Here is a 25185-nt window from a genome sequence, read left to right on the forward strand (position 1 = left end):
GACGCTTTCGCTCCTCCAGTTCCAAAATTCCTCTCCATGACCTTCTTCCCTCTCAAAAAAACCGAAAACAGAAAAAAGGGAGGGCGGGCAGGGACCACTGCGTGGGGCTTTGGGGGACACTTATAACTGGTCATTTCTAGGAAGGATTATGAGGGTACGGTGATATAGACGTCACTGCGTGGAGCGTTTGGGCTTACGATCGCTGTTATCCTCAGATTTCCTGATTTTATACCGCTTGGCGGTAGAAATCTGAGGATAAAGGCGACCACTTCGTTTCTCCAGCTCCAAACCTCCACTCCGCAACTCCATCACCGGAATTCTTAAAAAACAAAAATAGAAAAATAGGGCGGGAGAGTGAAGGCCACTGCGTGGGGCTATGAGAGGTATTATTCGCCTCTGTTTTACACTGTTGTGGGCTTCACATTTGTTGAGCCTTTGGATGAGCGATTGGATTACCCAATGAGCGACATTACTACTTGGTGTGCGCAGTTGTACTTGATAGCTGAATACACAGCGTGAGCACAGGAATTTAAAGCAAAAAAAGACCGACCCCACAGTAGCATCAGCTACTTTGGAGTCGGTCCCCTTTTTATTTAACTCAACAACTCATACAATCCTTTTACAACCATATCGGCTTCCTTCAGCACTTCCGGCTTACCTATGCCTACTACCTTCATACCTGCAGCCTTACCTGCTTGAACGCCCGCTTCCGCATCCTCAAACACGACACATTCGTCCGGCTGTAAGCCTAGCTCCTGACCAGCGATCAAGAATACCTCCGGGTCCGGCTTGGCAAGTGACACTTTGTTACCGTCAACTACGGCATCGAACAGATCCGTAATGTTCAGCTTATTCAAAATAAACTCTGCATTCTTACTAGCTGAACCTAACGCAATTCCAATCCCGCGCGTTCTCAGTCCTGTTAAGTATTCTTTGACCCCAGGAAGCAGTTCCGACTCCTCAAGCTTAGAGATGTACTCTACATATAGGCGATTCTTCTTCTCCGCCATCGCAAGCTTCTCCGCTTCTTCAAATTGTAGGCCACCAACTTCCAGAAGAATATCGAGCGATCTCATCCTGCTCACGCCCTTAAGACGTTCGTTATCCTCCTCTGTAAATGTAAAGCCAAGCTCGTCAGCAAGACTCGCCCAAGCCAAATAATGATATTTGGCCGTATCTACAATAACGCCGTCCAGATCGAAAATGGCGCCTTTCATATTTTGCAACATGGATTTACTTCCTCTCCGTTGTTAGTTAATGACTATACTGTTGTTTCGGCCAAGGTTAGACGCAAGCTCTCACCTGCACCACAGGACTTTCCTTCTCCCCCTTGTACCGAGAACACCAGAGTCCCGCTGTAGTCGGCTGCTGTGGTAACTGTAACTTCATCCTTGCTGATCCGCAGCTTAAAGGTATTCCCCCGAAGCGTAACCGGAAGCTCAACAGACTGCCAATGTTTAGGCAGTGAAGGTTTGATATGGACAGTTCCCCCATCATAATCCAACCCAGCAAAACCAAGCACCGCAGCCATCCAAGCACCACCGTTAGCGGCTGGGTGGGTACCACCGATATAAAGATCGCCTACGTACTGCTTAGATTCTCCCGTGAGATCAACAGTAGCCGTGCGCATAAAATATGGATATCCCCAATCCGGCGAACCAATATCGGCAGCTACCAAAGCGTAGATACAAGGACTAAGGCTTGACCCATGCTCGGTGCGCGGTTCGTAGAATTCCCAGTTCGCTTGTTTCACTTCCTTGGTGAAGGAATGTTTGAATAGATTTAACATCAATACGACATCCGCTTGCTTCAGTATTGTTGTGGTTGTGGCTAATCCATTACCGCCACCCAAATACTCATTTTTGTTAAGTACACGGGATTTCAAATCTGGCAGCCTAACATCTTCTAAGGTGAAGTAACGGTCGAATTGTTCGATGACAAGACTGGCAGGGTCTGGCTGCGGAACATAGAAGCTATCCAGCATAGCTTTGAACTCTGTCAGAAACGGACCTTCACTAAACTCTGTAGACAGTTGGTTGTACACTTCCGGATACTTATCTTGCAGCAATTCTGCTGTGCGCAAGGCAATTTCCAGTGTCTCCTTAACCAGAGCATTCGTAAAAGCATTATTGTTCACACGCTCATGATATTCGTCTGGACCTGTTACATCTAGAATCTCGAAGCGTTCTTTTACTGAATTATAGTAAGCATAAGAGTAGAAGAACCGGGCACATTCCCAGATCACTTCCGCCCCTCCGCTAGTCAGCAGACTCTCGTCACCTGTAAATTGAACGTATTTCCAGATCCCATGTACAACATCCCCACTGATATGAACTTGCTTATCACGGAAATAAGTCCGCATTGGTCGACCGGTAAATACATCATTCACATTAAACAGTGTACAAGCATCGTCTCCTGTATCCTGACTTTCCCAAGCATAGAATGCTCCCAAAAAACCATATTCCGCGGCTTTCCGGCGAGCTCCGTCCAAGGTATGAATCCGGTACATCATCAGGTTGCGAGCAACCGTTGGATCAGTATGCAGGAAGAAAGGCAGCATAAACATCTCCGTATCCCAGAATACGGCCCCTTTATAGACCTGACCCGATAAACCTCGAGCCGGGATAGAAACCTTTTCCGAAACTGTAGGTGCAATAATTAACAGCTGATAAATACTGTATCTTAGAGCAAACTGAGCATCCTCATCGCCTTCGATAATGACATCGCTAAGCGACCATCTTTCTTCCCATTGCTGGCGATGAGCCTGTAATAACTCGTCATAACCGAGCGTTTCAGCAGCTAGAACAGATTTTACTGCTTCTGACTCCGGTACACTAACATCAAGTCCAGTATATACCGCAACGTACTTAAACCATTCATAGGTCTCACCCGCACGCGCTTCAAAAGAAATCCGGCGAATACTAGCGCCCTCATCCAGTTGCTGATCTCCGAAATTAAATACGGCTCTCTCCGCCACAACTACCGGAATGTTCAATTCTCCACTAGTGGAGGAAGAGACTAGTACCTCACCCTGTGACTGTACTTTTTGACCATAGAGGTGGGGACCATTGATATCCCATACATCTACGTCAATCCCGGTCTCAATCACAATTTGGCAGTCCTGTGTACTATGGATAGAGTATTTACTAACGAGCAGGTGAAGATTGTCCTGGCTTACGAAACGATCTGCTGTAAATGTCAACATCCCACCATCAGATAGACTATAGCTAGTGCTCCGATGATGAATGGCACTACGAATATTCAGCTCCTGAACATGAGAGCTCGGTTCTTGCTCTAGCACACTTAAAGGTTGACCGTTGCAGACAATCTTGGTCCATAATCCATTAGGAGCATTGACAGGTTCTCTCCACTTATCTCCCGCTTTGTCATATAGACCAGCTAAAGTTACGGCAACTAACTCAGTTTTACCGAATTCCTCAAGTGTCCCGCGATATCCCATATAGCCATTGCCTAACATATATTTGTTCCCGTTCGTCGTCACAAGTTGCTTGTCAAAACAGCTATCCCTAACCGCCCAGCTCATCGAGCCAACATCCCTTCACCTAGCGGAAGCGTCGTCCCGGATGCGTCCACCGTAATTGACTGCCCATACACTGTAATATCAGTGCTACCCCCATTAATTGCGGTGAGCGTTACTGAAGTCTTGTTGACCAAAATACGTAGTAATACCCCTTCATACATCACTTGGAAGCTATACTCGTTCCAGCGCTCCGGCAATGAAGGCTGGAAGGACAAACGATCCCCATCTGAACGCATACCTCCAAAGCCATACACAATATTCATCCAAGCGGCTGCAATCGAAGTCGTGTGCAATCCTTCGCGTGTGTTACGGTTGTAATTGTCTAAATCCAGTCTTGTCGCAAATTCAAAGAACGAATAGGCTTCTTCTGGCTTGCCGATTTCGCTTGCCAGTATGGAATGGATCGAAGGTGAAAGTGAAGACTCATGAATACATCTAGACTCGTAATATTCATAGTTAGCCAGCTTCGTTTCTTTAGAGAATTGTCCATTATATAAGAACATAAACATGAGAACATCCGGTTGCTTAATCATGTCATAACGGTACAATCGATCATACGACCAGTTCGAGTAGAGCGGAAACTCTGTTACAGGAATGGAATGAATATCAATATGTGGCATATCGAAGAATCCATCATGCTCCTCAAATACTCCAGTCACTTCGTCAACCGGAATCTTCATATTGTCTGCTTTATTTTTCCAATCGGTAAGTTCTTCGTCACGAAGCCCCGTCTTTTCCGCAACCAATGCAAAAGCCTCTGGTGCCTGTTTTTTCATTTCACTCAGGGTGTCTAGGGTGTATTCAAATGATTTTTGGGCCATCAAATTAATATAGCAGTTATTATTCACCATCAATTGGAACTCATCAGGACCCATTACGCCAAAATATCCATATTTTCCACTCTGTTGACCCCATTGACCGCGTGTAGCATAGAATCTACTGATCTGGATCAGCATTTCAGCACCTTTACTGTGCAGAAATTCTTTATCCCCAGTATTTTTGACATAATGCCAGATACCATAGGAAATAGCAGTCCCTACATGAAGCTGAAGATTCGAATGCTGCCAGAGATCACAGCTTTCAGTTCCGTCTATTGTTGCAATAGGGTAGCAAGCGCCATCGCAATCAACATCTTTAGCACGTTGCATAGCCTGAGGTAATGTCTTATATCTAAAGTCCAGTAAACTCCGTGCAGCCTTAGGATTATTAAACATATAGAATGGTAAGCAATACGACTCTGTATCCCAGAACGCCAAACCACGATACACTTCTCCAGTCAATCCTTTAGCGCCGATGTTGAACCCTGGATGATCACCATGATAAGTCTGATAAAGCTGGAAAATGCAAAAACGAATGCCCTGCTGATTCTCAGGATCGCCCTCAATCCGAATATCACTTGTCTCCCAGATACCATTCCAATATGCCGTCTGATCCGCGAATATTTGAGTATCGCTCAGTTGGCTTGCACTTTCAGCAAGAGCTAGCCCTTTGCTCCACAGCTCTTCAGCTGTAAGGGCAGATTCACTATCCGAATAGTTGATAACCAGCTTTGTAAAATGGGTCGCTTTTCCCTGAGCAAGATCCATAGTAAAGCTTTGTCCAATAAATTTCTCATGTTCAACTCGCGTAAGCTGAAGCGGCTGTGAAGATTGTAAAGAAAAGCTAGAGAATAGCTTGTTAGCTGTATTCACTGTTCTCGCCATAATAGCTGTGGTAGATCCTTGTTCTCCACTGCGGAGACTACTCCACATACATTCGCCGCGTTCCTCATGAATAATGCTGAAATCAAGACCTGCACAAATGTCCACGCTGCCCGAGAAATTAAGGGGCTCAAATTCCACCCGCTGTAGTCCCAGATGAGACATCGTCATACTTACCAAGCGTGTAAAGACAACTTTTAAGATTTTTCCATCATCTAGGTGCCAGATTAGCTCCCGCCGATAGGTCCCACTACGAAGATCCAGTTTGCGCACATAATCCGATATTTTACTTTTTGCCAGATCAAGCTGTTCACCATTCACAGTGATCCGCGTATACAGCCAGTCCACCGCATTTACCATATATCTCAGCGAGCGAATAATCCCCTTATAATGATTGCCAATGTCCAATTGTTCATTTAGCCCGTTGAAATAACTGCCTTGCAGGGAATCCCCAGAGTAACCTTCCTCAGCATACCCCCGCACACCCATATACTCATTTCCTAGTGAAAAAATAGATTCCGAGGTCCGATTTCGTTCTGGATCAAAGCCCTCTTCAATAATTGCCCAAGGATCTACCTTAAGATATTTGTCCGCCACTTTAGCCATGTATGATTTCCCCTTCTCCTGGTTTTTGCTCCATTCTCAGGATATCGTTCCATACCCGTTGCGCCAATGTCTGACCTTAATGAAGATGTGTGCGTTTATACGGAGTTGAAATCGAACGAATTTCTATATCATGAATTTTTGCAGTATAATATGTAGAATCTAATAAGAACAAAAAAAACAGCGACAGACCCATTATTTGAGAATAATGGATTGCCACTGCTGATATATAAAGAACATATACTTCTTACTCCTTTTTAGTTAAAAATCATATTACATCTTGCACTTTTGAAGTGAAAATAATCACAATGTTGAAAATTCGACACTTTTAATTGGTTTTTCTTAACCAAATCGAAGAATTTAGAGGTATAATTAATTTAAAATTTACTGAAAAACTGAGGGAATAAAGGGGATGTCGATTATGCTAAAAGAACATTACAATGTCATCGAAGCCCACGGAAATACAAACTGTTTCTCCGAACAGAATTTCAACAGACTTCTTGTTACTATGAAAGAACGCGTTGTTCCAGAGGGTTCACATCTTTTCTGGGAAGGCGACTACTCGGATAAATTGTTTTATATCAAACGTGGACGTGTGAAATTAACTAAATCAACGGATGAAGGTAAAGAACTTATTCTTTATATGTACCAAGCCGGCGATATGGTAGGTCAAGCGGACCCATTCTTCAGCACCAAGCACAGCTTTACTGCAGAAGTGATTGAAGAAAGTGAAGTTGGCGTTATCGAGCAAAAGGATTTAGAAATTCTCATTTGCCAACATTGTGATTTTGCCATCGACTTTATGAAATGGATGGGCATTCATCACCGTCTAACTCAAACGAAATTCCGTGATCTGATGATGTACGGAAAACCAGGCGCACTTTGCTCCACTCTCATTCGACTCGGCAACACCTATGGTGAGAAGAGCAGCGATGGTGAGAACATCCTCATCAACAAAAAAATTACGCATACAGATTTGTCCAACATGATCGGCGCTACTCGTGAGAGTGTGAACCGGATGTTGAGCGACTTGCGTAAAAAAGACGCGGTTGAGTACGAGAACGGTATGATTGTCATCAAGGATCTTGGCATGCTGCAGGAAATTTGCCACTGCGAAATGTGTCCAAACGAGATCTGCCGCATCTAATTTCCGTTTATAATATACCCTCTATTCTCCTCAATGAAACACATATGACCCAATTATTCTGCACATTATAAAATAGAGTGGTCAAAGGCGCCTAACATAGGCGTCTTTTTTTATACCACAAGAAGAAAAAGAGCTGAACCCGAAATTGGGTCAGCCCTATAACTATATATACTCTTAACGCTTGGTCTGAGTACCCCGCACGGGAGAGATCATCCAGTAGGCCATACCGACGAATACGCCACCGCCAATTATATTTCCTAAGGTAACAGGAATCATATTGTGGATCCATCCGGCAATTGTAACGGTGTCAGGGTGATTCGGGAGCAACACAGCAACACTCAGCAGCGTCATATTAGCCACACTGTGCTCATATCCACTCGCAATAAAGGCAAATAAACACCACCAGATTAGAACCAGCTTGGCAGTTTCACTTTTGGCGCGTGAGGCCATCCATAGCGCTAGACAGACCAGCCAGTTACATAGAATCCCACGGAAAAATAGCTCTGAAAACGGAAGGCTCATTTTCTTGGCTGCAGCCGCAAAGATCAGATGCTCTGGGGGAGCCGCACTGAATAGCCCAGTTCCTCGAATCAAAAGTGCTAAAATCACTGCCCCTATCACATTCCCTACAAACACAAGCACCCAGTTCTTGACAGTATCCCAGATACTTGTTCTACCAGCAAGTGTACTAACCGTAAAGAACATATTATTTCCGGTAAACAGCTCTGAGCCTGCAAACACAACAAGAGTCAAGGCAATACCGAAGGATGCACCCATAATGAGGGGTTGGAAAGGCGATTTGGCAGCCGCTAGAGGCGCTCCCAGCGAGAAAATAAGGATAATCCCAATGCCTACATATGCCCCTGCCAAAAGGGCTGCTAGAAAATATCTTGGTAAACTTTCATTCATTTGGTCTCGCTTGCTGACTGCCGCCTCGACAATGTTCTCCACACTTTGAGTAAACATAATACTCCACCCCACCGTTTTCTATTTCATCCTTTACTACAAGCTTCGGTGTCTACAAGCTCACTGTCACAATGTCTCCGACAAGGGAGACTGGATAAGTCATAACGATACCTTGATCCGGTGCCTGAACTTCACCCGTGCGAAGATCTATTTTCCAATCATACAGTGGATCATAAAGAAAGTGACCCGAAACGATCCCTTCCGCAAGCGGCCCCCCTTTTGGATGAGGGCTCCGATTCTCAAGTGCATAGATCGCTCCGTCAGAGGTACGAAATACAGCCAGCTCCACATTTCCAGCAATCACCACACGGCCAATCTGCAGCAGGAAATCCTGTACTGATCCTATTGGATACGTTTGTGTTGTCTTATTCATTGGTCTCTCCCCTTCTGTGTGCGTTATATCCGCTAGACTCTTGTTTCTTCAAAAAGCGCAGCACGAGTGCTGCTGTCATTGAGCATTTTTTTCCAAGGATCCGTAACCTGAGTCAGAGCAAAGTCAATCCGTGCGGCCAGCTCTTTGCGGTTATCTTCATTATTCAAAATAACCATTTGAATCCGCTCAAGTCCCATACGCTCAACCCACTCGGATGTTCGCTCCAAATAATTGCCGGTCTCACGGTAATATTGCATCACAGCGGAGCACACTTCGATTAACTCTTCATCGGTCTTAATTTTGCAGAAGGAGTCTGCGATCCGTGGCTTGATCCCACCGTTACCACCGATAAACACTTCCCAACCACCATCATTTCCAACGATGCCAATATCCTTCGTGCAGGATTCCGCACAGTTACGTGGACAGCCGTTGACAGCTATTTTAAACTTGGCAGGAAAATCAAGACGTTCATACTTACGTTCTATGAGCGCGCCCATTCCCAGCGAATCTTGTGTGCCAAAGCGGCAGAACTGGGAGCCCACACAAGTCTTAACCGTACGCAGGGATTTGGCATAACCGTAGCCTGAAGGCATATCCAGCTCTTCCCATACCTTAGGCAAATCTTCCTTCTTCACACCGATTAGATCCAGGCGTTGCCCTCCAGTTACCTTCACAACTTTCACGTCATATTTAAGGGAGACGTCGGCGATTTTCTTCAAATCCTCCGGCGTAGTTACCCCACCATACATGCGTGGTATCACGGTGTAGGTTCCATCTTTTTGAATATTGGCACCCATTCTTTCATTTACAAATCGGGATTCTTTCTCATCTTGATGGGTATCAGGGTTCATCATCCCTAGATAATAGTTAATCGCCGGACGACACTTGGAGCAGCCTTCCTCTTGTTTCCAACCGAGTACATTCATGACCTCTTTTGTTGTTTTAAGACCTTTAGCTGTAATTTCAGCAACAATTTCATCACGGCTAAGCGTTGTGCACCCACAAATACCTTGCTTAGCAGCTTGCTGGAAACTGTCACCTAAGACAAATTGCAGGATTTGTTCTACTACGGGTTTACAACCACCACAAGAGCGAGTAGCGCCAGTGCATGCTTTGATCTCATCCACAGTAGTAAAACCATGTTCAGTGACAGCATCTACTATCGCTTTTTTAGTTACACCATTACAGCCGCAGACAATTTCTTCGTCCGCCATAGCTTCTACGGATGTGCTCTTCTTAGCTCCGCCACCGCAGCAGCCCGTTCCCATAACCTCCGTATAAATCTCATCGGTCATTACCGCGCCTTGTTTTACTAGCTTTTGCAGATTCGCGGACTCCGTTACATCACCGAACAAAACCGCACCGACAATCACATTATTTTTGAGCAAAATTTTCTTATAAGTTTTCTTCCATTCATCTTTGCTTGAGATCACAGTATGTTCAGGACAATCCAAAAACTCACCTGCAGAAAATACATCCACCCCAGAAATTTTAAGCTTCGTGGAAACAATCGAACCTTCATAAGGCTTGGTATCGCTACCACATAAATGTTTAGCTAGAACCATGCCTTGTTCAAATAGTGGAGCCACCAGTCCGTAACACATACCGCGATGCTCAGCACATTCGCCGATGGAATATACATTCTGCATGGAAGTTTGCAAATAATCATCCACCACGATCCCACGATTTACGGAGATTCCGCTATCTTTTGCCAATGTCACGTTCGGTTTGATTCCAACAGCCATTACCACAAAATCTGCAGCAAGCGTACTGCCATCACTAAAACGCAATCCACTTACTCTCTGTTCCCCGCTCAATTCTATCGTTTGTTTGCCCATAGCAAATTTCACGCCTTGACGCTCAAGCTCAGCTTGCAGCATCGAGGAGGCATTCCGATCAAGCTGACGCTCCATCAGATCTTCCATCAAATGAACTACGGTAACATCCATACCAAGGTTCAGAAGACCTTTTGCCGCTTCCAACCCAAGCAACCCCCCGCCGATAACAGCTGCTTTGCTGTATTGTTTGGCCGCTGCCAGCATCGCATCACAGTCTGAAATATCCCGGAATCCTACAACGCCCTCTTTATCACTGCCAGGTACAGGTAAAATAAACGAATTCGAGCCTGTCGCAATAATTACCTTGTCGTAGGGGACTATCATCCCACTATCCGTAACAACTTGCTTCGAACCTTCATCAATTCGTGTCACCGTTGTTCCCGTGTGTAGAGTTATATTATTGTCTTCATACCAATTCCAGTCGTTTAGGATGATATCATTAAGGGTCTTACTTCCTTCAAGAACATAAGACAACATGATCCGATTGTAATTGGGATGAGGTTCACTTCCAAAAACCGTGATGTCATAAGCTCCACCCAGCTTCAATATCTGCTCAATCGTACCTATGCCTGCCATACCGTTGCCGACTAATACTAGTTTTTCTCTTATCGTTGTCATGGTTAGGTGCCTCCTCAAGCTTATGAATACCTGATCAATTTCTCTTCTACATATTGGAATTATACGGTTCAAATTCAATTCGTCATTGTGATTGCAGTCACTTCAATTGTGAATATTTTCACACTTTAGTGTACTGATAATTGTTAGATATCTTTTCCACATAAAAAGCCAGATTAACGATTCTGAACAACCGTTTCTCTGGCTTAATGTACGATTTTTTAGCGTAAAGTCAATAAAATCTCCAATTCATCTTGAGCCCTGAGCTTCATATCCATTCCATCATCGAGTAGTTGTTTTCCGTTCACCTTCAGCTTCCATTCTTCATTACTAAGAGGAGTATAATCGTCGACGGAAAGCACCTTTTTATTGTCATCGGCTAACTGTACGCTACTACAGCTTTTGAGCAAATCTCTTACAGTTAAATCCTCTTCAAATAACATAATATACGTATGATGCAAGTCTACTTCAACACTTCCACCGTTCAAGGTCAGCCTTACAGTTTGAAGTGGTGCTTGATGGTCCTTCGACTTCGCGGTGAAGACTAGCTGTGAATCATACTCTACAGTATTATTCCAATCCGCATTCCCAATGATTTGACCGCCCATCTGAAGCTCCCAAACCATTCCCGCCTCTAGCGAAAAATCCTTTACCGAAACAATGCTTGAGTTATCCTCAGCAAATGTGGCAACATTACTACCTTTCAGTAGCTCCATGATCGATATTCCATTTCTATAACTCCCACTAAGTAACCTATCCGATGGTTTAGTAAGCAGTTCATTATCTCCAACCCTTATTGATATTGTCGGTCCCTCTGATCCTGCCACACCATTATTAGCATTACTATTGCCGTCATTGTTAGTAGAGCATCCACCTATTATGAATACAATGACTAATCCTAGCATCAATTTCCACAAAGATCGCATGGGCATCCTGGCACCGCCTTGTCCCGCCTAATGACCATATAGCGTCTCAGGCTTGTAAAGTTATGTATTCTGTCTTTTTAAGGATAACTTAAACAAGCCATGTTCTCAAATAAGTAATAACAAGCTTACTTCTAAAATTGACAAAAACTTTTTAAAAAGCTAACCTCTATCCCCCTCTTTTTGCTCATTCGGCGCTATCTCGCATATTCTAGGGGATTTATCCCCCTCTTTCTGCTCATCCGGCGCCATTTCACATATTCTGGGGGATTTATCCCCCTCTTTCTGCTCATCCGGCGCCATTTCACATATTCTGGGGGATTTATCCCCCTCTTTTTGCTCGTTCAGCCCTATCTCGTAGTCCGCTTTTAAGCAATCCTTCCACCTGCCTGCCTGCCATCCATCTATCCATCAATCGATCTTACCCATATTTTTTACGATCATTTCTTCTATCTTTTTCAACGGAGTTATCCACATTTCTGTACATTCTATAATTCCCTATAAAAAAAGCCCCCTAAGGGACTCTTTAGAACACTATTCATCTTCACTGAAACCTAGGGAACAATATATTATTCTCCAAATGTACGTGTTCAAAAGTCATACTCTCCAGCTCTTCCAGCCGGGCATATGTCAATCGATAGGTCGTGCAAGCATGCGCCGGTGGAGTGAAATCATCTGTAATACTACGTATTTTTCTCAAAATATCGCCCGCACCATCATGCTCACTCTCCAGCTCAGACAATGACTCACGAAGCGATGTCAGGCCTTCTTCACTAGGATTAGCAGCGTATGTCAACAGCTTAGGAAACTCATCTTCTTCTTCTTTAGCCGTATGCTCAAGTAAATCTTCCTTAAGTATGTTGAACAAGTTATATAACTCCACCAAATGGGGAGAATCTCCGCCATGCACTCGATATACCTTAGTTACATTTTGTCTAATGAGGGGTAGCTCTTCACGAAGATAACGGTGGTGTTTGTTAATAATATGGTCAATTAACTCTTCTGAAGGTGCAGTATTCCAAGCGATTTCCTCTTGGGGTACTGGATACTCTTCGAACAGCTTGTTTAGATCGCCGATGATTATCTCGTGATCCAGACCACGCTCAGCAGCTGCTTCAGCAAGAGGTTTAGCTCCACCGCAACAGAAATCAATCCGTTTTGCTTTGAAATAATCTGCCGCTTTAGGGAACTGTAATACAATATCCCTCACTAGTGCATCTGGGGTAAAACCAGCTTGTACCGATTGTGCTTGCTTCGAATCCGAAATACTATCATTAAGTTGTTTAGTTTCCATTATAGCTCCTCCTTGGGTTATGGGATTAGGTTATGGGATTAGGTTCTGAATAAATCTTATCCACTTCTTCACCTTAACGCTGAAAGGAACTTTGACTTGTGATTGTACGCACGGAAATTGTATCTTATTTTTGAACGAAATTGGAGATTGATGTAAATGCAAAGTAAACGCAAAAAAGCACCTTTGCCTACAAAGGTGCTTTTTCAACTCACTTTATTGCACATAAGCCTGCATATACGTCCGCTGTCCCTTTGAATCCTTCAAATAAGGTCCCAATCCGGCAAAACGGGAGTGATCCATATAAACACCGGTCATCCATCTGCCTTCCGTCAAGCCACCATTCCATTTAAGGACAAGATCAGGTGCGGAAATCCATTCCTGAAAAACTCGTATATTCTGATCTTTGTATTCTTTACATGGCTTAGACCGCTCGATAAGGTGGAATTCATTAAGATAAGTTGGAACGAAATAAGAGGATATCGTATACAAATCATCATCGTCAAAAAAAGGCTCGTCGCCTAAAAAGGGTTTGAATAATACGATATTCTCGTACATGGACCAAATTAAGGCTTGAAGCACCATACTCTGGCGAATGCCGTTATGAAACTTATATTGTCGCCCATGATTCGCCACATTTACATCTTGTGGAGGTTCCGTGGACTCCAGACAGTGCCGTTCACAACCAATACACTTCCAACCTGTCGGACTTTGAATCCATTTTTGAAAAATAGTCCCACTATCATTGTTTCCTTTGTAGAGTGAAGAGATAATGCTGTAAGGCACGCCAATCCACGCATCCCATAAGGAATCAGGAAGATGGCTATGCAGCATGAACAACGTCTTGTCATAGATGAGCTGTACTTTGATAGAAGCGTTCTCTAGCTCAGCAACATCCTTTTTTCCATACGTTATTTCCCGGGAAAACAGGGTCGTCTTCGTCTTCATCTCCCTCGCCTCCTAATAGTTTTGCTATGCCTGTACTCCAGCTGAGTAGATTTGAGCAAAAACCAATACGCGAGCGCTTCCATTCAAGGATCATACAATGTTTTTCTATTATATTACAATTATTTTTAAACTGTGCAAGTTTTTTTCAAGCATAAAGGATTGGAACAAAACTGTCACTGTCTAATATTTAGAAATTGAAAAGCCCCTTTTCCACCATTCCGGAAAAAGGGCCACAACATCACTGTGAATTTTAGTCTACCCAGCTCTCAGCCCAAGACTGAATCTGCTGCATAACAGGCTGCAATGCACGGCCTTTGTCTGTTAATTCGTACTCAATACGTACGGGTGTTTCTGGGTATACATGCCTAACCAGGATACCCTCACCTTCCAAATCCTTCATCCGCTCGGACAGCATCTTATCGCTCATTGAAGGAATGAGGCCGGAGATATCTTTAAAACGCTTCGGTCCACTCATCAATGTCTGAATAATAAGTCCATTCCAACGTTTGCCTAAGAAAGAGAAGGCTGTCTCAAATCTGGGACACATCGCAAATTGATGTTCTTCCATTGTTCTCACCTCTCACTAGCGAAACTTACTATTAGTTAGTATATATAATATTAACACATTTTAACCATGATGAACATCGTTTACCTAAAAAAGTTCATCTGACTCTATTATTATATCCCCAATGTCAATCCCCCACAGGTCCTTTAGATCCCCTTTGAGCAATCGCTTCAGTTACGATTTGTGCCAAGTCATCATTTCCAAAAAGCGAAAGTACACCCAGAACGGTGTCATCAGAAATGTCCCCCGCTTCCTCCGCGGAAACCGTGAGGGCAAGTGCCTGACGCAAGGCTTCATTCCCTTCCTGCTGCGGATAAGCCTGCAAGTATAGAGCATGTGGATCGAGTCCATTATTTACACACCACTGAGCGAATACAAGAATCATCATCTCTTCTTCGCGTTTATAGCTTTCGATGATCTGTTCCTCCACTAATTTACGGTTATCCTCCATATATTCTTCTCCTTTCTCAGAGACCTCATTCAGCAAGCTGTGCCGCCAGCATATGACTAGGCAGTACCGCTGAAGCAGCAATGCTGCAAAGCTCTGGTGTATTTATGTTGCTAAGAAAATTATTGACCACTCCACTAAAACCTCTTCTATCGAGTATAGTATCCCAGCTTCCAAAGCCTTGAATATGCGGTAAGGCATCCTTTTCATAAAGAATGGCCTTGTCCAGATCCATTACTTCCACCGATCTGCCATTTCCGTGCAGCTCAAGCTTCTCCAGATTCACTCCAGCTTGACGAACCATGCTGTACATCCCTACTGCGCTATGCTTCCAGCCCAACATTCCAGATGCCTGCAGCAGACGACCTTCTCCACTAGAGTGAAGATGACTACGAAGCAGTTCATAATGATCTCCGCACAACCACAACAGCAGGTCAAGCAGATGGATCAGATCATCATGCACGGTTTCGCGGCTGCTTCCTGTTTGAAGCTTCGTTCGATGTTTAATCGCATTGCAATGACTAATTCCACCGACTTCCTCAAGCCATTGCTTGGCGGTGACATACATTGGGGCAAAACGGCGATTAAAGCCCACTCCTAGCAAAAGCCCCTTATCTTGTGCTAGCTCTGCCATCCTTCTGGACTCTTCTAGATCATAGGAAAGTGGTTTATCTACATATACCGAAATCCCACGTTCGAGACATTTTGTTACTATATCATAATGAGTAGTTGTTGGGCTATGTACAAATACTGCATCCAGATCCCAAGATAACAGCTCTTCCAGATTAGTCGTCCCTTTAGGAAAACGGTAGGTATGAACGGCCTGCTCTACCGTTGTCGGTGAATGACTAAGAACACCAACTACCTCGGCATAATCATGCTGAGAGAGCAGTGGTAAATATACTTTGCGGGCTATATTGCCGATTCCTATTATGGCGACTCTTTTACGTTCAGGTGCAATCACTGATCCATCCCCCTCTTAACACTTCAATATATCATTCTTTTCTCTTTGTTCTCTACAAATGCTATTATACCTGCTTCTCCTTCTCTGACAATTGATCTTTACTTCAATATTTATTCTTTATCCCGTATGATGAGATGAATGAGTGGAAGAAGGGGCATATTATCTATGAAGAAATGGTTCTCGATTATTCTTTATGTTTCGGGTACAATCCTTGCGTTTATCTACAGATATGACATCCTAAGCTGGATGAAAGAGGATCATAATCTTTTCAGTTCTATAGGGATTGCAACTTTACTGGCCCTGTTTCCAGTTGTCCCTTATAAAGCTGTCATCGGATTCTTCGGTTATGCATACGGAAGTTTAGCGGGTGCCTTGATTTGCTGGCTAGCTACAAATTTGGCTGCCGCAATCCTTTTTGGCGTTGTGAAGTACTTGTTTCAAAGCCAAGCGAGAGCTTATTTAGCCTCTATTCCCGCACTCGAAAAGTTCACAGTAGGCATTGAGCGGCGACCTTTCGCTTCGATTGTCCTAGCACGACTCGTGCCTATCATTCCCCAAACAGCTGTTAACATCTACGCTGGAGCAGCTGGTCTGCCTTTTTGGAGCTATATTGCAGCTTCTGGCATAGGAAAAATACCGGGGATTGCATTATACGCTTTCCTCGGGGATCATCTGTTCCAGGACCCTGTAAGTGCGATTATTGCCATCATCGCCTATGTCGCTGTGCTAATTATCGCTGGACTGAGCTTGCGTCCGCGCTCTCAAGAAGCGAAGAATAACCGATAGCGAAAGAACTTATCGGTTACAAACTGGCAGGCAGTTAGTATTTGCTTTATAATTAAATTGTGATCTATTTAATTGCATTATGTGAATGGAGGGATATCAATGAGTGAACATCAGACTAACCATATAAATACCAAGACAGAAAAAGCAACCTTTGCAGGTGGATGCTTCTGGTGCATGGTCTCGCCGTTCGAAGAATTGCCAGGTATCATTAGTGTCGTCTCTGGCTATACCGGCGGTCATACAGTGAACCCAACCTATGAAGAGGTTTGTTCTGAAACGACAGGACATGTTGAAGCTGTACAAATTACGTTCAACCCAGATATTTTCCCTTATAGCAAGTTACTTGAGCTGTTCTGGCAGCAAATTGACCCTACCGACGCAGGTGGACAATTCCATGATCGCGGGACTTCTTACGGAACAGCAATCTTTACCCATTCGGAGGAACAAAAAGAACAAGCAGAAGCTTCCAAGGCAGCTCTGCAAGCAAGCGGTCGGTTCTCTAGTCCGATCGTAACCCCGATTCTCCCGGCAGCCACCTTCTTTCCTGCCGAAGAATATCATCAAGGTTACCATCATAAGAATCCAGGCCACTACAAACGTTATCGCAAAGGTTCTGGCCGAGAGGATTTTATCGAAACCCACTGGACACATAAAGAGGACAAACAAAGTTTGAAAGAACGTTTAACCCCTCTTCAATATGAAGTCACTCAGAACAGTGCAACAGAATCTCCTTTCCGGAATGATTTTTGGGATCACCATGGAGATGGTATTTATGTAGACATCGTATCTGGCGAACCGTTATTCAGCTCGCAGGATAAATACGATTCCGGTTGCGGCTGGCCAAGCTTCACTCGTCCGATCCGGGACTACGCTGTGAAGGAAAAGACGGATCTCAGCCATTTGATGGTTCGGACAGAAGTTCGCAGCAAAGTAGCGGATTCCCATCTAGGCCATGTCTTTGACGATGGTCCCGGAGAAAACGGTTTACGCTATTGCATAAATTCGGCGGCGCTACGATTTGTACCGAAAGAGGATTTGGAGAAGGAAGGATACGGGGAGTATCGCATACTCTTCCAGCCTGCCTAAACATCAATCCTCAGCACAAAAAAAAACGGTTGTCGTCCTTTTAGGATGACAACCGTTTTTTCTCTTAAAATATAAGAAAGTATAAGTTTCACGTTATACATTATTCTTATGCTTGTAGGGCTATTCTTTCTTTGAGTCCTCTGAGTCCTTATTAGCCTTCGAATTATCCTCTGAAATTTCCTCCTTAAACTCTGTTGCCGCAGGGATGGCTTGCTCTCTGTTCAGCTCCTTATTTCGCTGACGAATTCTCTCGGTCTGCTGCTCCCGACGCTCGCGAATATTTTTACGGGAAACTAATACAATAGCTAAAATAATGGCAGCCCCGATAAGTATCGGTAACGCTCCTGCAAGGATAACGACAATCCACTGAAACATAACAGATAACGCATTTAAGCTTCCTTTAAGAGCATCTGAAGCACGTTCCAGTAACGGCTCTTGCTCCTCCTTCTCCTTCACAGCAATGCTTTCATCCGTCTGATACACTCTCAATTCTACCGTAGAAAAGGATACATTCTGATTGATATAACGCATTCTACCTTTAATCTGCTCAATACTTTCTTGAATCGAACCAAGCTCGTTCGCGAAGGCGACCAGATCAGTGGATTTCGTCGCTTTTTTCATAAACTCTGTATATTGTGCTTCCATTAGCTGTTTTGCCTTCAAACGTGACTCCAGATCAACATACTCTTCTGAGACATCCTGACCTTGAATGCTGCGCTGTAGAGATTCGTGTTTTACTTGTTCTAATTTATTCAGAAAAGGTGAGAATCCGGAGGCAGGCACCTTAAGGATAAACGTCCCACCTTGCTCGTACTGCGACATATTTTCATTAAACTCAATAATATATCCATTGGCCATGGTTACTAAATTACGTATTTCAGTCTGTGCTTTTCCATAGTCTTCTACTTCCATGTTAAGATTCGCTTTATAGATCAGCTTCTTGTTCAAGCCCGCTACTACATCGCTACCAGTAAATCCTGCACTTGCTTGATCTGTATTTTCTGATGTGGAGCCCTTTACAGCCATATTCTCGCTGCCAGTTGCTTCTGCCTCAGGAGCTGCCGAAGTGCTTTGATCCGCTGTTGAGGCCATCGAGCTTTGCGATTGTACCTCTACTGCTGCGTCGTTACTCGTACTACCATTTTCTTTTGCCAAACTATCTGCCGCTGAATTTCTATCCGCTGAGCCACAACCCGCCAAGACTACCGTAAGAATTAATAAACATAAGTAATGCAGACCCCATTTGCGCATTCTCATTCCTCCAAAAATGTAATAGATACCGCTTGCACGGATCATAATATCGTTACGGAATGTCTTGTTCTAAGCAGATCTCTTCCGTCACTCTTTACTAAGACGTTCCAAAACTTGGAAGGTTGCACTGAAAAATGGAATTGTGTACAGTTTCTTATGAATTATGTTCTCTAAATAAAAAAAAGAGTCGCATTTCTGCAACTCTTTTAGTTCAAGCTGTTATTTTTCAAGCAAAAATCAACCTGGGTTAGAAGCGCTTTGTTTAATGGCATATACGCCATCTGGTAACGAACCGCTTAATAATCTCGCAATGTAAATATCAACATCATAACTAGTAGTGCCTACAAGAACTGAAGAACCCTGAACATTGGCATAGGTCTTCTCCGTAATCACACCAAATGAGTTATTCATAATCGGCGTGTATTCCATCCAAGCATAATTGTAAGGATTCACTGATGCAGTTGTCGTGTTACTGCCACCATAAGTATTAGACCATGATGAGCCACCAGTAATACCAGTACTTACAGCTGTTTGTTTTGCGGTTACACCAAAGCTTGTATTCGCGATATAGCCTTGAGATACTGAATAGCTAATGTTTAACAACGAATTTGCAGAAGCACTATTATATACAGGCTGAGAGATTCTTCTAGTCAAACCACTTCTAGTGACATATGAGACATAACCATTTTGCTGGTAGGAATATATCGTTGTTTGATAAGCATCTCTAGGTGCAATTACAGAAGCGTCATCAAAGGAAGAGTCCGTTATGAACAGGGGTATACTTGGTATCAGCCCCTCTTTAGCAGCTTCTAAAGCTTGACCTTGTGCAAGAATTTCATTGTACTCCTCTACTGAAATTTCTGACAATCCCGTAGCTGAGGCTTTGTAGACTTTTATGATTTCTGATTCACTTATTTGAGGAGCTTGGTCATTATGTACACCTTCTGCACCTGCATAAATAGGTAAGCACAAGATGAGCATTAAGGCAAAAGGGAATAGTAATAACTTTTTCAACATCTTCAACCTCCAATATTTCAGATTAGGAGCGGCCGTTCCCTATCGAAAATATTACCATATAATTCTTGTAATAATATAGATATTTAGAATTATTTTCTATTTTTAGGCATGTAAGTAATAAGTATCTTTTGTGCTTTTTTATAATTTTTTGTATAACTTTGTCACATTTCTGTTATCGAATAACCCATTTGCTTACAAGCACTTTATTTGGTACAATTACCACGTCTAAACACGTAAAAAAATACCAAAAAACCCTCTATTCATAATGAATGAGGGCAGAACACGGTTCTGTTCGGACAAGCTCCACCTTGTTGAACAGAGAAGTTTTTTAATAATGCTGTCTATTACTAAAAGGGGAGGTGTACCCTCATGGCAAAAGACGTAATTTGCGAAGTTAACTCCTGCACCCACTGGGCAGAAGAGAACAAATGCAGTGCTGATTCTATCTTTGTAGCTTTCCACAGCTCCCAAGAACCTACACGTGCAGAAGAAACAGATTGCAAGACTTTCGAAAGCAAATAAGGTGATGATTTGAAGGGACCCTCCACGGTTCCTTCTTTTCTTTTCTCATTCTATCAAGAATGAGAATTATTATCAAGTGGCTGAAATAAAAAGCCAGGGAGAAATTCCCCGGCTATGATTTATTGTATACCTCTTATGTTATTTGGAAGCACTAACTCCTGCATTTTCTCTTGCAATAGCGGCAGCCTTTACCATGTTACGAAGTGCATCTTCTGTCTCCTGCCAGCCACGTGTCTTAAGACCGCAATCCGGATTAATCCAGAACTGTTCAGGATCAAGCACCCGCAGCGCACGATCAATATTAGCTGTCATCTCTTCTACTGCAGGAACCCGTGGACTATGGATATCATATACACCAAGACCAATTCCTTTATCATACGCCTGCTCCTCAAAGCTAACGATCAGTTCCCCATGGCTACGTGAAGTCTCAATAGAGATAACATCTGCATCCATCGCTGAAATGGAGTCTATCATGTCATTAAATTCGCTATAGCACATGTGGGTATGAATTTGTGTCGTAGCCTTCACATGATTCGTCGCGATACGGAACGACTTCACCGCCCAATTCAAGTATGCCTCATGATCTTCAGCCTTCAAAGGAAGTCCTTCACGGATAGCCGGTTCATCTACTTGAATCATCTCTATGCCTGCATCCTCCAAAGCTTTAACTTCATGACGGAGCGCTAAGGCAATTTGATTCGCTACTGCTTCCCGACTAAGATCATCACGTACGAAAGACCAATTGAGATTTGTAACAGGACCAGTCAACATGCCTTTAACAGGAAGGGAAGTTAACGACTGAGCATAGACGCTTTCTTTTACAGTCATAGGCTGGATAAAAGCTATATCCGCATAAATAACTGGTGGCTTAACGCAGCGTGATCCGTAGGATTGAACCCAGCCATTGCTAGTAAATAAGTAACCATCCAACTTCTCACCGAAAAACTCCACCATATCGGTTCTTTCGAACTCACCATGCACGAGTACATCCAGACCCAGCTTTTCTTGGAAAGTGATTGCATCTGCAATCTGCTCACGAACGAACCCGTCGTAACGCTCTTGATTCCATACGCCTTTACGCCATTTCAACCTTGCCTGGCGCACTTCTACAGTCTGTGGAAAGCTTCCGATTGTTGTCGTTGGCAGAAGTGGCAGCTGCCACTTCTCCTGCTGCACCTTCAGGCGTTCAGCAAAAGGTAGGCTACGTTGGTCTGGTAAATCTGTAAGTCCGAGAACTTGCTCGGCCACATCCTTACGACCGCGTTCAGGAAGTGCACGGAAGGCAGTAAGGGCTTCACGACTGGCTGTCAACGCAGCAGCAGCTTCTGCTGTACCCTCTAAGGCTGCAGCAAGCAGGCCAAGCTCTCTAAGCTTCTCATCAGCAAAAGCTAAAGCAGCCTTAACGGTGGCCTTCAGCTTCACCTCACCCTGAACAGTAACCGGAACATGCAGCAAACTGCAAGAAGGCTGTAGAAGAAGACGGTCAAGCGGTACATGTACACTCAGCTTCTCGATTAGCTGCAGCTTAGCATCCAGATCCGAGCGCCAGATGTTGCGTCCGTCAATAATACCCGCTCCCAGCCACTTATCCTCAGGCCAGCCAAGACGTTCAATCGATGCCAGGTTCGCCCCGCCATCATGGACAAAATCAAGACCTAAACCTTGTACCGGAAGCTTGAACAGTGCCTCCAGCGGTTCAGCAGCTTCAAAGTAAGTCTGCAGAATAATATTTAATCCAGGCACGGATTCAGCAATTTCTGTGTAAATCGAGTTAAGTAAGGATAATTCTGATTCATTAATTCCTGTAACAATCGCTGGTTCATCAATTTGTACCCAGCTTACTCCTTCTTGCTTCAGTTCCTGCAACAGCTGAACGTAAACCGGAAGAAACCGAGCAGCAATCTTCGCAATATCCGCAGATGCAAATCCTTTTGACAACTTAAGGAATGTATAAAGGCCTAAAACCACAGGTTTACCCTCAATTCCCGCTTGGGACTTGGCAAAACGATAAGCAGCCAATGGTTTATTCTCGGTCAGACGCGGCGTTTGTGCACCGATCTCTGGAACGATGTAATGATAGTTCGTATTGAACCATTTAGTCATCTCGCAAGCGGTAGCCTCAGCATTTCCTCTAGCCATCGCAAAATAAAGATCAAGCCCAATATCGCCACCATCATACGCATAACGTGGAGGTACGATCCCGAACATTACAGCTGTATCTAGCACATGATCGTAGAACGTAAAATCATTTACCGGAATTAAATCAATTCCTGCCTCCTGCTGAGTCTTCAAATGCTGAAGCTGAATTCCTGTCATTTCAGTACGGAACGCTTCCTCATTTATTTTTCCCGCCCAGAAGGCTTCCAACGTTTTCTTCCACTCGCGGTTTTTTCCGATTCTTGGATAGCCAAGATTGCTTACTTTTACTTTGTTCGTCACTTTGCAGCTCCCCTTCTCCATCTTCTTATTTTGGACTCGATATCACTTGTATTCCTTTAAAAAAGAGCGCCCTTCCCTAAAAAAGTCAAAGGGAAAGACGCCCATAATATACCTATGGTTAACGTCTAACACCTTCCTATCCTCCGTAGGTGAAGCAGTGCTGTTGAAACAGGCAGGTCTCCTGGCTAGCGGTGTCAGCATCCTTAGCAGTCTTCCCAGCAGTAGTAAATTGCCAGTGACATATGTTGCTATGGACTCTTCCGTTACAGTGGCGGGACCGCATCGGCTTCAAACCGAATTTCCCTATTAAGCCTACCGAATTACTAATTTCCGGCAAGCACCTGTCTCCGATATTGTCAAGCTAAAACGCCTTCGGTGTCCTTATACGGACGGTAGGCGTTTATGCGAGAATTATAAGAAAGTATTTCGTGATACTTATACTTTCTTATCATCCATAAGCTAAAACGCCATCAGCATCTTTTTAAGGACGGTAAGCGTTTATGCGAGAATTATAAGGATAAAGTGAGTGTCTTAAATCTGATGTCATCATACGTGAAAGCCCCCGTCATCTGCAATAGATTACGGGGGCTTCTGTTATATCGATTCCTTATAACGGATTTAGAAAAACACGAAATATACTACTGCAGCAAGTACTATGCGATATATAGCAAATGGTAAAAGCTTAATCCGGTTGATCAATTTCAAGAAGAAACGCATCGATAATAGTGCAAATACAAAGGCACTGATAAAGCCTGCAATGAAGAACGGCAGGGCATCGATGGTGAAATATTGCCAGTTCTTCATCAGTGAGAGTAAACTGGCGCCTGCCATGATTGGAACAGCCATAATAAACGTGAAATCAGCAGCAGCGCGATGACTCATACCCAGAAGAACACCACCAGAAATCGTCGACCCGGAACGAGAAAATCCCGGCCACAAGGAGAAGCACTGGACCAGACCAACACCTAGCGCCTGCTTATATGTAATCTGATCGACACTCTCCGTTTGAATCTTCTTTGGTCCGAATAGATCTGCAATAATCATTAATACAGCACCGACTACTAGACCGATTAACACGGTGGATGTAGAGAATAAATGCTCGTCAATATAATCATTAAACAGAACCCCCAGCACACCTGCTGGCACTAAACCTACAAGCACCTGTGTAAGCTTCAGGTGGCCGCCTTTTTCAAGCTGTGGTTGTTGCTCGGTTACAGGATCCAACTGCTTGCGGCTGAAGCGCTTTAAGCCCAACAATTCAATGAACCTATTTCTAAAAATAACTACAACTGCTAATATTGACCCCAGCTGTATAACCACTTTGAACGTATTGGCCGTATATTGTCCAAATAACTCTGTCGATTTTAACCACATATCATCAACAATAATCATATGACCTGTGGAGGATACCGGAGCAAATTCAGTCAATCCTTCAACAATCCCCAAAATAATAGCTTTAATAATCGTTAATAGCTCCATTTGTTCTCCTCCTTTTAATCATAACTTTTAACTATAAGTCCTTCTCGGCTCAACCTTCGGTGTTCATTTTCCGGCTGCGCTTGCGGAAGAACAAATACCCAAGGATCACTACTCCACCTGCAAGAAGCACGTACACTACGTTGGAGTACATATCCATATACATGGCGATGTCTTCCCAGGACTCACCCAATGCCGCACCAATAAGCACCAGCAATAGATTCCATCCCAGCGTACCAATCGTTGTGAAGATCATAAACACTCCAAATTTCATGCCCGACATCCCTGCAGGGATCGAAATCAAACTACGCACTAGTGGAACCATCCGACAAAATAATACGGTCCAATAGCCATATTTGTCAAACCAAGCGTCAGCCTTGTGGATGTCCTTTTTGCTAATCCGGAGAAGGCCGCCCCAGCGTTCAACGATCTTTTCCAAGCGATTTACATCCAACAAACGACCGATATAATAGAGAATCACTGCACCCAGCAGTGAGCCAAGCGTAGCAGCAATAATTACACCAGGAATGGTCAAATTCGTTGTGGTTGTCATGAATCCGCCAAAAGGAAGGATCACTTCGGAAGGAATCGGTGGAAATATATTTTCAAAAGCGAGCATCAGGAAAATACCAAAGTAACCAAACTGCTCCATAAAATCTGTAATCCATGCTTGCATTTCGTAACCC

At 43.8% G+C, this 25185-nt stretch carries 22 protein-coding genes and 1 riboswitch; of the genes, 4 read left to right on the top strand and 18 right to left on the bottom strand.

Annotated elements, in window-relative coordinates; all coding sequences use genetic code 11:
- Positions 1 to 171: 171 nt before the first annotated feature.
- From ACFWMP_RS18710 to ACFWMP_RS18725, 4 genes are all read right to left on the bottom strand, one after another.
- Positions 172 to 312 carry a hypothetical protein gene (locus ACFWMP_RS18710; protein ID WP_379424448.1) on the bottom strand — a complete coding sequence of 47 codons (141 nt, stop codon included), beginning with the start codon at positions 310 to 312 and terminating at the stop codon, positions 172 to 174.
- Positions 313 to 593: 281 nt separating this feature from the next.
- Positions 594 to 1229 carry a beta-phosphoglucomutase gene (gene pgmB, locus ACFWMP_RS18715; RefSeq protein WP_076300843.1) on the bottom strand — a complete coding sequence of 212 codons (636 nt, stop codon included), beginning with the start codon at positions 1227 to 1229 and terminating at the stop codon, positions 594 to 596.
- Between the two features lie 32 nt (positions 1230 to 1261).
- A complete protein-coding gene (locus tag ACFWMP_RS18720; RefSeq protein ID WP_379424449.1) occupies positions 1262 to 3544 on the bottom strand; it encodes a glycosyl hydrolase family 65 domain-containing protein in 2283 nt (760 codons plus the stop codon).
- Positions 3541 to 5847, bottom strand: a complete 2307-nt coding sequence (locus ACFWMP_RS18725; RefSeq protein WP_379424450.1) for a glycoside hydrolase family 65 protein — start codon at positions 5845 to 5847, stop codon at positions 3541 to 3543. The genes ACFWMP_RS18720 and ACFWMP_RS18725 overlap by 4 nt, the downstream gene beginning before the upstream one ends.
- Before the next feature lie 418 nt (positions 5848 to 6265).
- On the opposite strand from ACFWMP_RS18725, the gene ACFWMP_RS18730 reads away from it, so the two are divergent.
- Complete coding sequence (locus ACFWMP_RS18730) at positions 6266 to 6991, top strand: Crp/Fnr family transcriptional regulator (protein WP_042129903.1); 726 nt, start codon at positions 6266 to 6268, stop codon at positions 6989 to 6991.
- Positions 6992 to 7165: 174 nt separating this feature from the next.
- On the opposite strand, the gene ACFWMP_RS18735 is transcribed toward ACFWMP_RS18730, so the two are convergent.
- The 9 genes from ACFWMP_RS18735 to ACFWMP_RS18775 form a co-directional block, all read right to left on the bottom strand.
- Positions 7166 to 7957 carry a formate/nitrite transporter family protein gene (locus tag ACFWMP_RS18735; RefSeq protein ID WP_042190547.1) on the bottom strand — a complete coding sequence of 264 codons (792 nt, stop codon included), beginning with the start codon at positions 7955 to 7957 and terminating at the stop codon, positions 7166 to 7168.
- 52 nt (positions 7958 to 8009) lie between these two features.
- A complete protein-coding gene (locus ACFWMP_RS18740; RefSeq protein WP_042190549.1) occupies positions 8010 to 8330 on the bottom strand; it encodes a nitrite reductase (NAD(P)H) small subunit in 321 nt (106 codons plus the stop codon).
- A gap of 32 nt (positions 8331 to 8362) precedes the next feature.
- A complete protein-coding gene (nirB, locus tag ACFWMP_RS18745) occupies positions 8363 to 10786 on the bottom strand; it encodes a nitrite reductase large subunit NirB (RefSeq protein ID WP_339242909.1) in 2424 nt (807 codons plus the stop codon).
- A gap of 218 nt (positions 10787 to 11004) precedes the next feature.
- Complete coding sequence (locus tag ACFWMP_RS18750; RefSeq protein ID WP_379424451.1) at positions 11005 to 11715, bottom strand: hypothetical protein; 711 nt, start codon at positions 11713 to 11715, stop codon at positions 11005 to 11007.
- 535 nt (positions 11716 to 12250) lie between these two features.
- Positions 12251 to 13000, bottom strand: coding sequence for an iron-sulfur cluster repair di-iron protein (gene ric, locus ACFWMP_RS18755; protein WP_379424452.1), 750 nt, complete (start codon positions 12998 to 13000; stop codon positions 12251 to 12253).
- 213 nt (positions 13001 to 13213) lie between these two features.
- Positions 13214 to 13945 carry a hypothetical protein gene (locus tag ACFWMP_RS18760; protein WP_379424453.1) on the bottom strand — a complete coding sequence of 244 codons (732 nt, stop codon included), beginning with the start codon at positions 13943 to 13945 and terminating at the stop codon, positions 13214 to 13216.
- A 250-nt stretch (positions 13946 to 14195) separates the two neighbouring features.
- Entirely contained in the window at positions 14196 to 14513 is a 318-nt protein-coding gene (locus tag ACFWMP_RS18765; RefSeq protein ID WP_042129916.1) for a winged helix-turn-helix transcriptional regulator, read from the bottom strand.
- Positions 14514 to 14637: 124 nt separating this feature from the next.
- On the bottom strand, positions 14638 to 14961 hold the full coding sequence (locus ACFWMP_RS18770) for a hypothetical protein (RefSeq protein ID WP_094873764.1): 324 nt from the start codon (positions 14959 to 14961) through the stop codon (positions 14638 to 14640).
- Positions 14962 to 14986: 25 nt separating this feature from the next.
- Entirely contained in the window at positions 14987 to 15922 is a 936-nt protein-coding gene (locus ACFWMP_RS18775; protein WP_339242921.1) for a Gfo/Idh/MocA family protein, read from the bottom strand.
- A 165-nt stretch (positions 15923 to 16087) separates the two neighbouring features.
- Here ACFWMP_RS18775 and ACFWMP_RS18780 point away from each other — a divergent pair, with 165 nt between their 5' ends.
- Both ACFWMP_RS18780 and msrA read left to right on the top strand, forming a co-directional pair.
- Positions 16088 to 16708 (top strand): TVP38/TMEM64 family protein, encoded by a 621-nt coding sequence (locus tag ACFWMP_RS18780; protein ID WP_339242923.1) that lies wholly within the window; start codon positions 16088 to 16090, stop codon positions 16706 to 16708.
- A gap of 99 nt (positions 16709 to 16807) precedes the next feature.
- A complete protein-coding gene (gene msrA / locus ACFWMP_RS18785; protein WP_339242925.1) occupies positions 16808 to 17794 on the top strand; it encodes a peptide-methionine (S)-S-oxide reductase MsrA in 987 nt (328 codons plus the stop codon).
- 120 nt (positions 17795 to 17914) lie between these two features.
- Here msrA and ACFWMP_RS18790 read toward each other — a convergent pair whose 3' ends face one another.
- On the bottom strand, positions 17915 to 19045 hold the full coding sequence (locus ACFWMP_RS18790) for a DUF4349 domain-containing protein (protein ID WP_379424454.1): 1131 nt from the start codon (positions 19043 to 19045) through the stop codon (positions 17915 to 17917).
- A 237-nt stretch (positions 19046 to 19282) separates the two neighbouring features.
- Positions 19283 to 20062 carry a hypothetical protein gene (locus ACFWMP_RS18795; RefSeq protein ID WP_339242926.1) on the bottom strand — a complete coding sequence of 260 codons (780 nt, stop codon included), beginning with the start codon at positions 20060 to 20062 and terminating at the stop codon, positions 19283 to 19285.
- Positions 20063 to 20431: 369 nt separating this feature from the next.
- Between ACFWMP_RS18795 and ACFWMP_RS18800 the strand changes: the two genes are divergently transcribed.
- Positions 20432 to 20584 carry a DUF1540 domain-containing protein gene (locus ACFWMP_RS18800; RefSeq protein WP_076120659.1) on the top strand — a complete coding sequence of 51 codons (153 nt, stop codon included), beginning with the start codon at positions 20432 to 20434 and terminating at the stop codon, positions 20582 to 20584.
- Positions 20585 to 20722: 138 nt separating this feature from the next.
- Here ACFWMP_RS18800 and metE read toward each other — a convergent pair whose 3' ends face one another.
- The 3 genes from metE to ACFWMP_RS18815 all read right to left on the bottom strand — a co-directional run bounded on the left by metE (position 20723) and on the right by ACFWMP_RS18815 (position 25175).
- The gene (gene metE / locus ACFWMP_RS18805; protein WP_379424455.1) at positions 20723 to 23023 is read right to left on the bottom strand and encodes a 5-methyltetrahydropteroyltriglutamate--homocysteine S-methyltransferase; all 2301 of its coding nucleotides are present in this window, start codon (positions 23021 to 23023) and stop codon (positions 20723 to 20725) included.
- Between the two features lie 154 nt (positions 23024 to 23177).
- Positions 23178 to 23383: riboswitch (cobalamin riboswitch) on the bottom strand.
- Between the two features lie 258 nt (positions 23384 to 23641).
- Positions 23642 to 24502 (bottom strand): undecaprenyl-diphosphate phosphatase, encoded by an 861-nt coding sequence (locus tag ACFWMP_RS18810; protein ID WP_042190575.1) that lies wholly within the window; start codon positions 24500 to 24502, stop codon positions 23642 to 23644.
- A 49-nt stretch (positions 24503 to 24551) separates the two neighbouring features.
- Entirely contained in the window at positions 24552 to 25175 is a 624-nt protein-coding gene (locus tag ACFWMP_RS18815) for a DedA family protein (RefSeq protein ID WP_042190577.1), read from the bottom strand.
- Positions 25176 to 25185 lie beyond the last annotated feature (10 nt).

This window comes from Paenibacillus sp. NPDC058367 (assembly GCF_042723305.1).
Lineage (GTDB): Bacteria > Bacillota > Bacilli > Paenibacillales > Paenibacillaceae > Paenibacillus_AQ.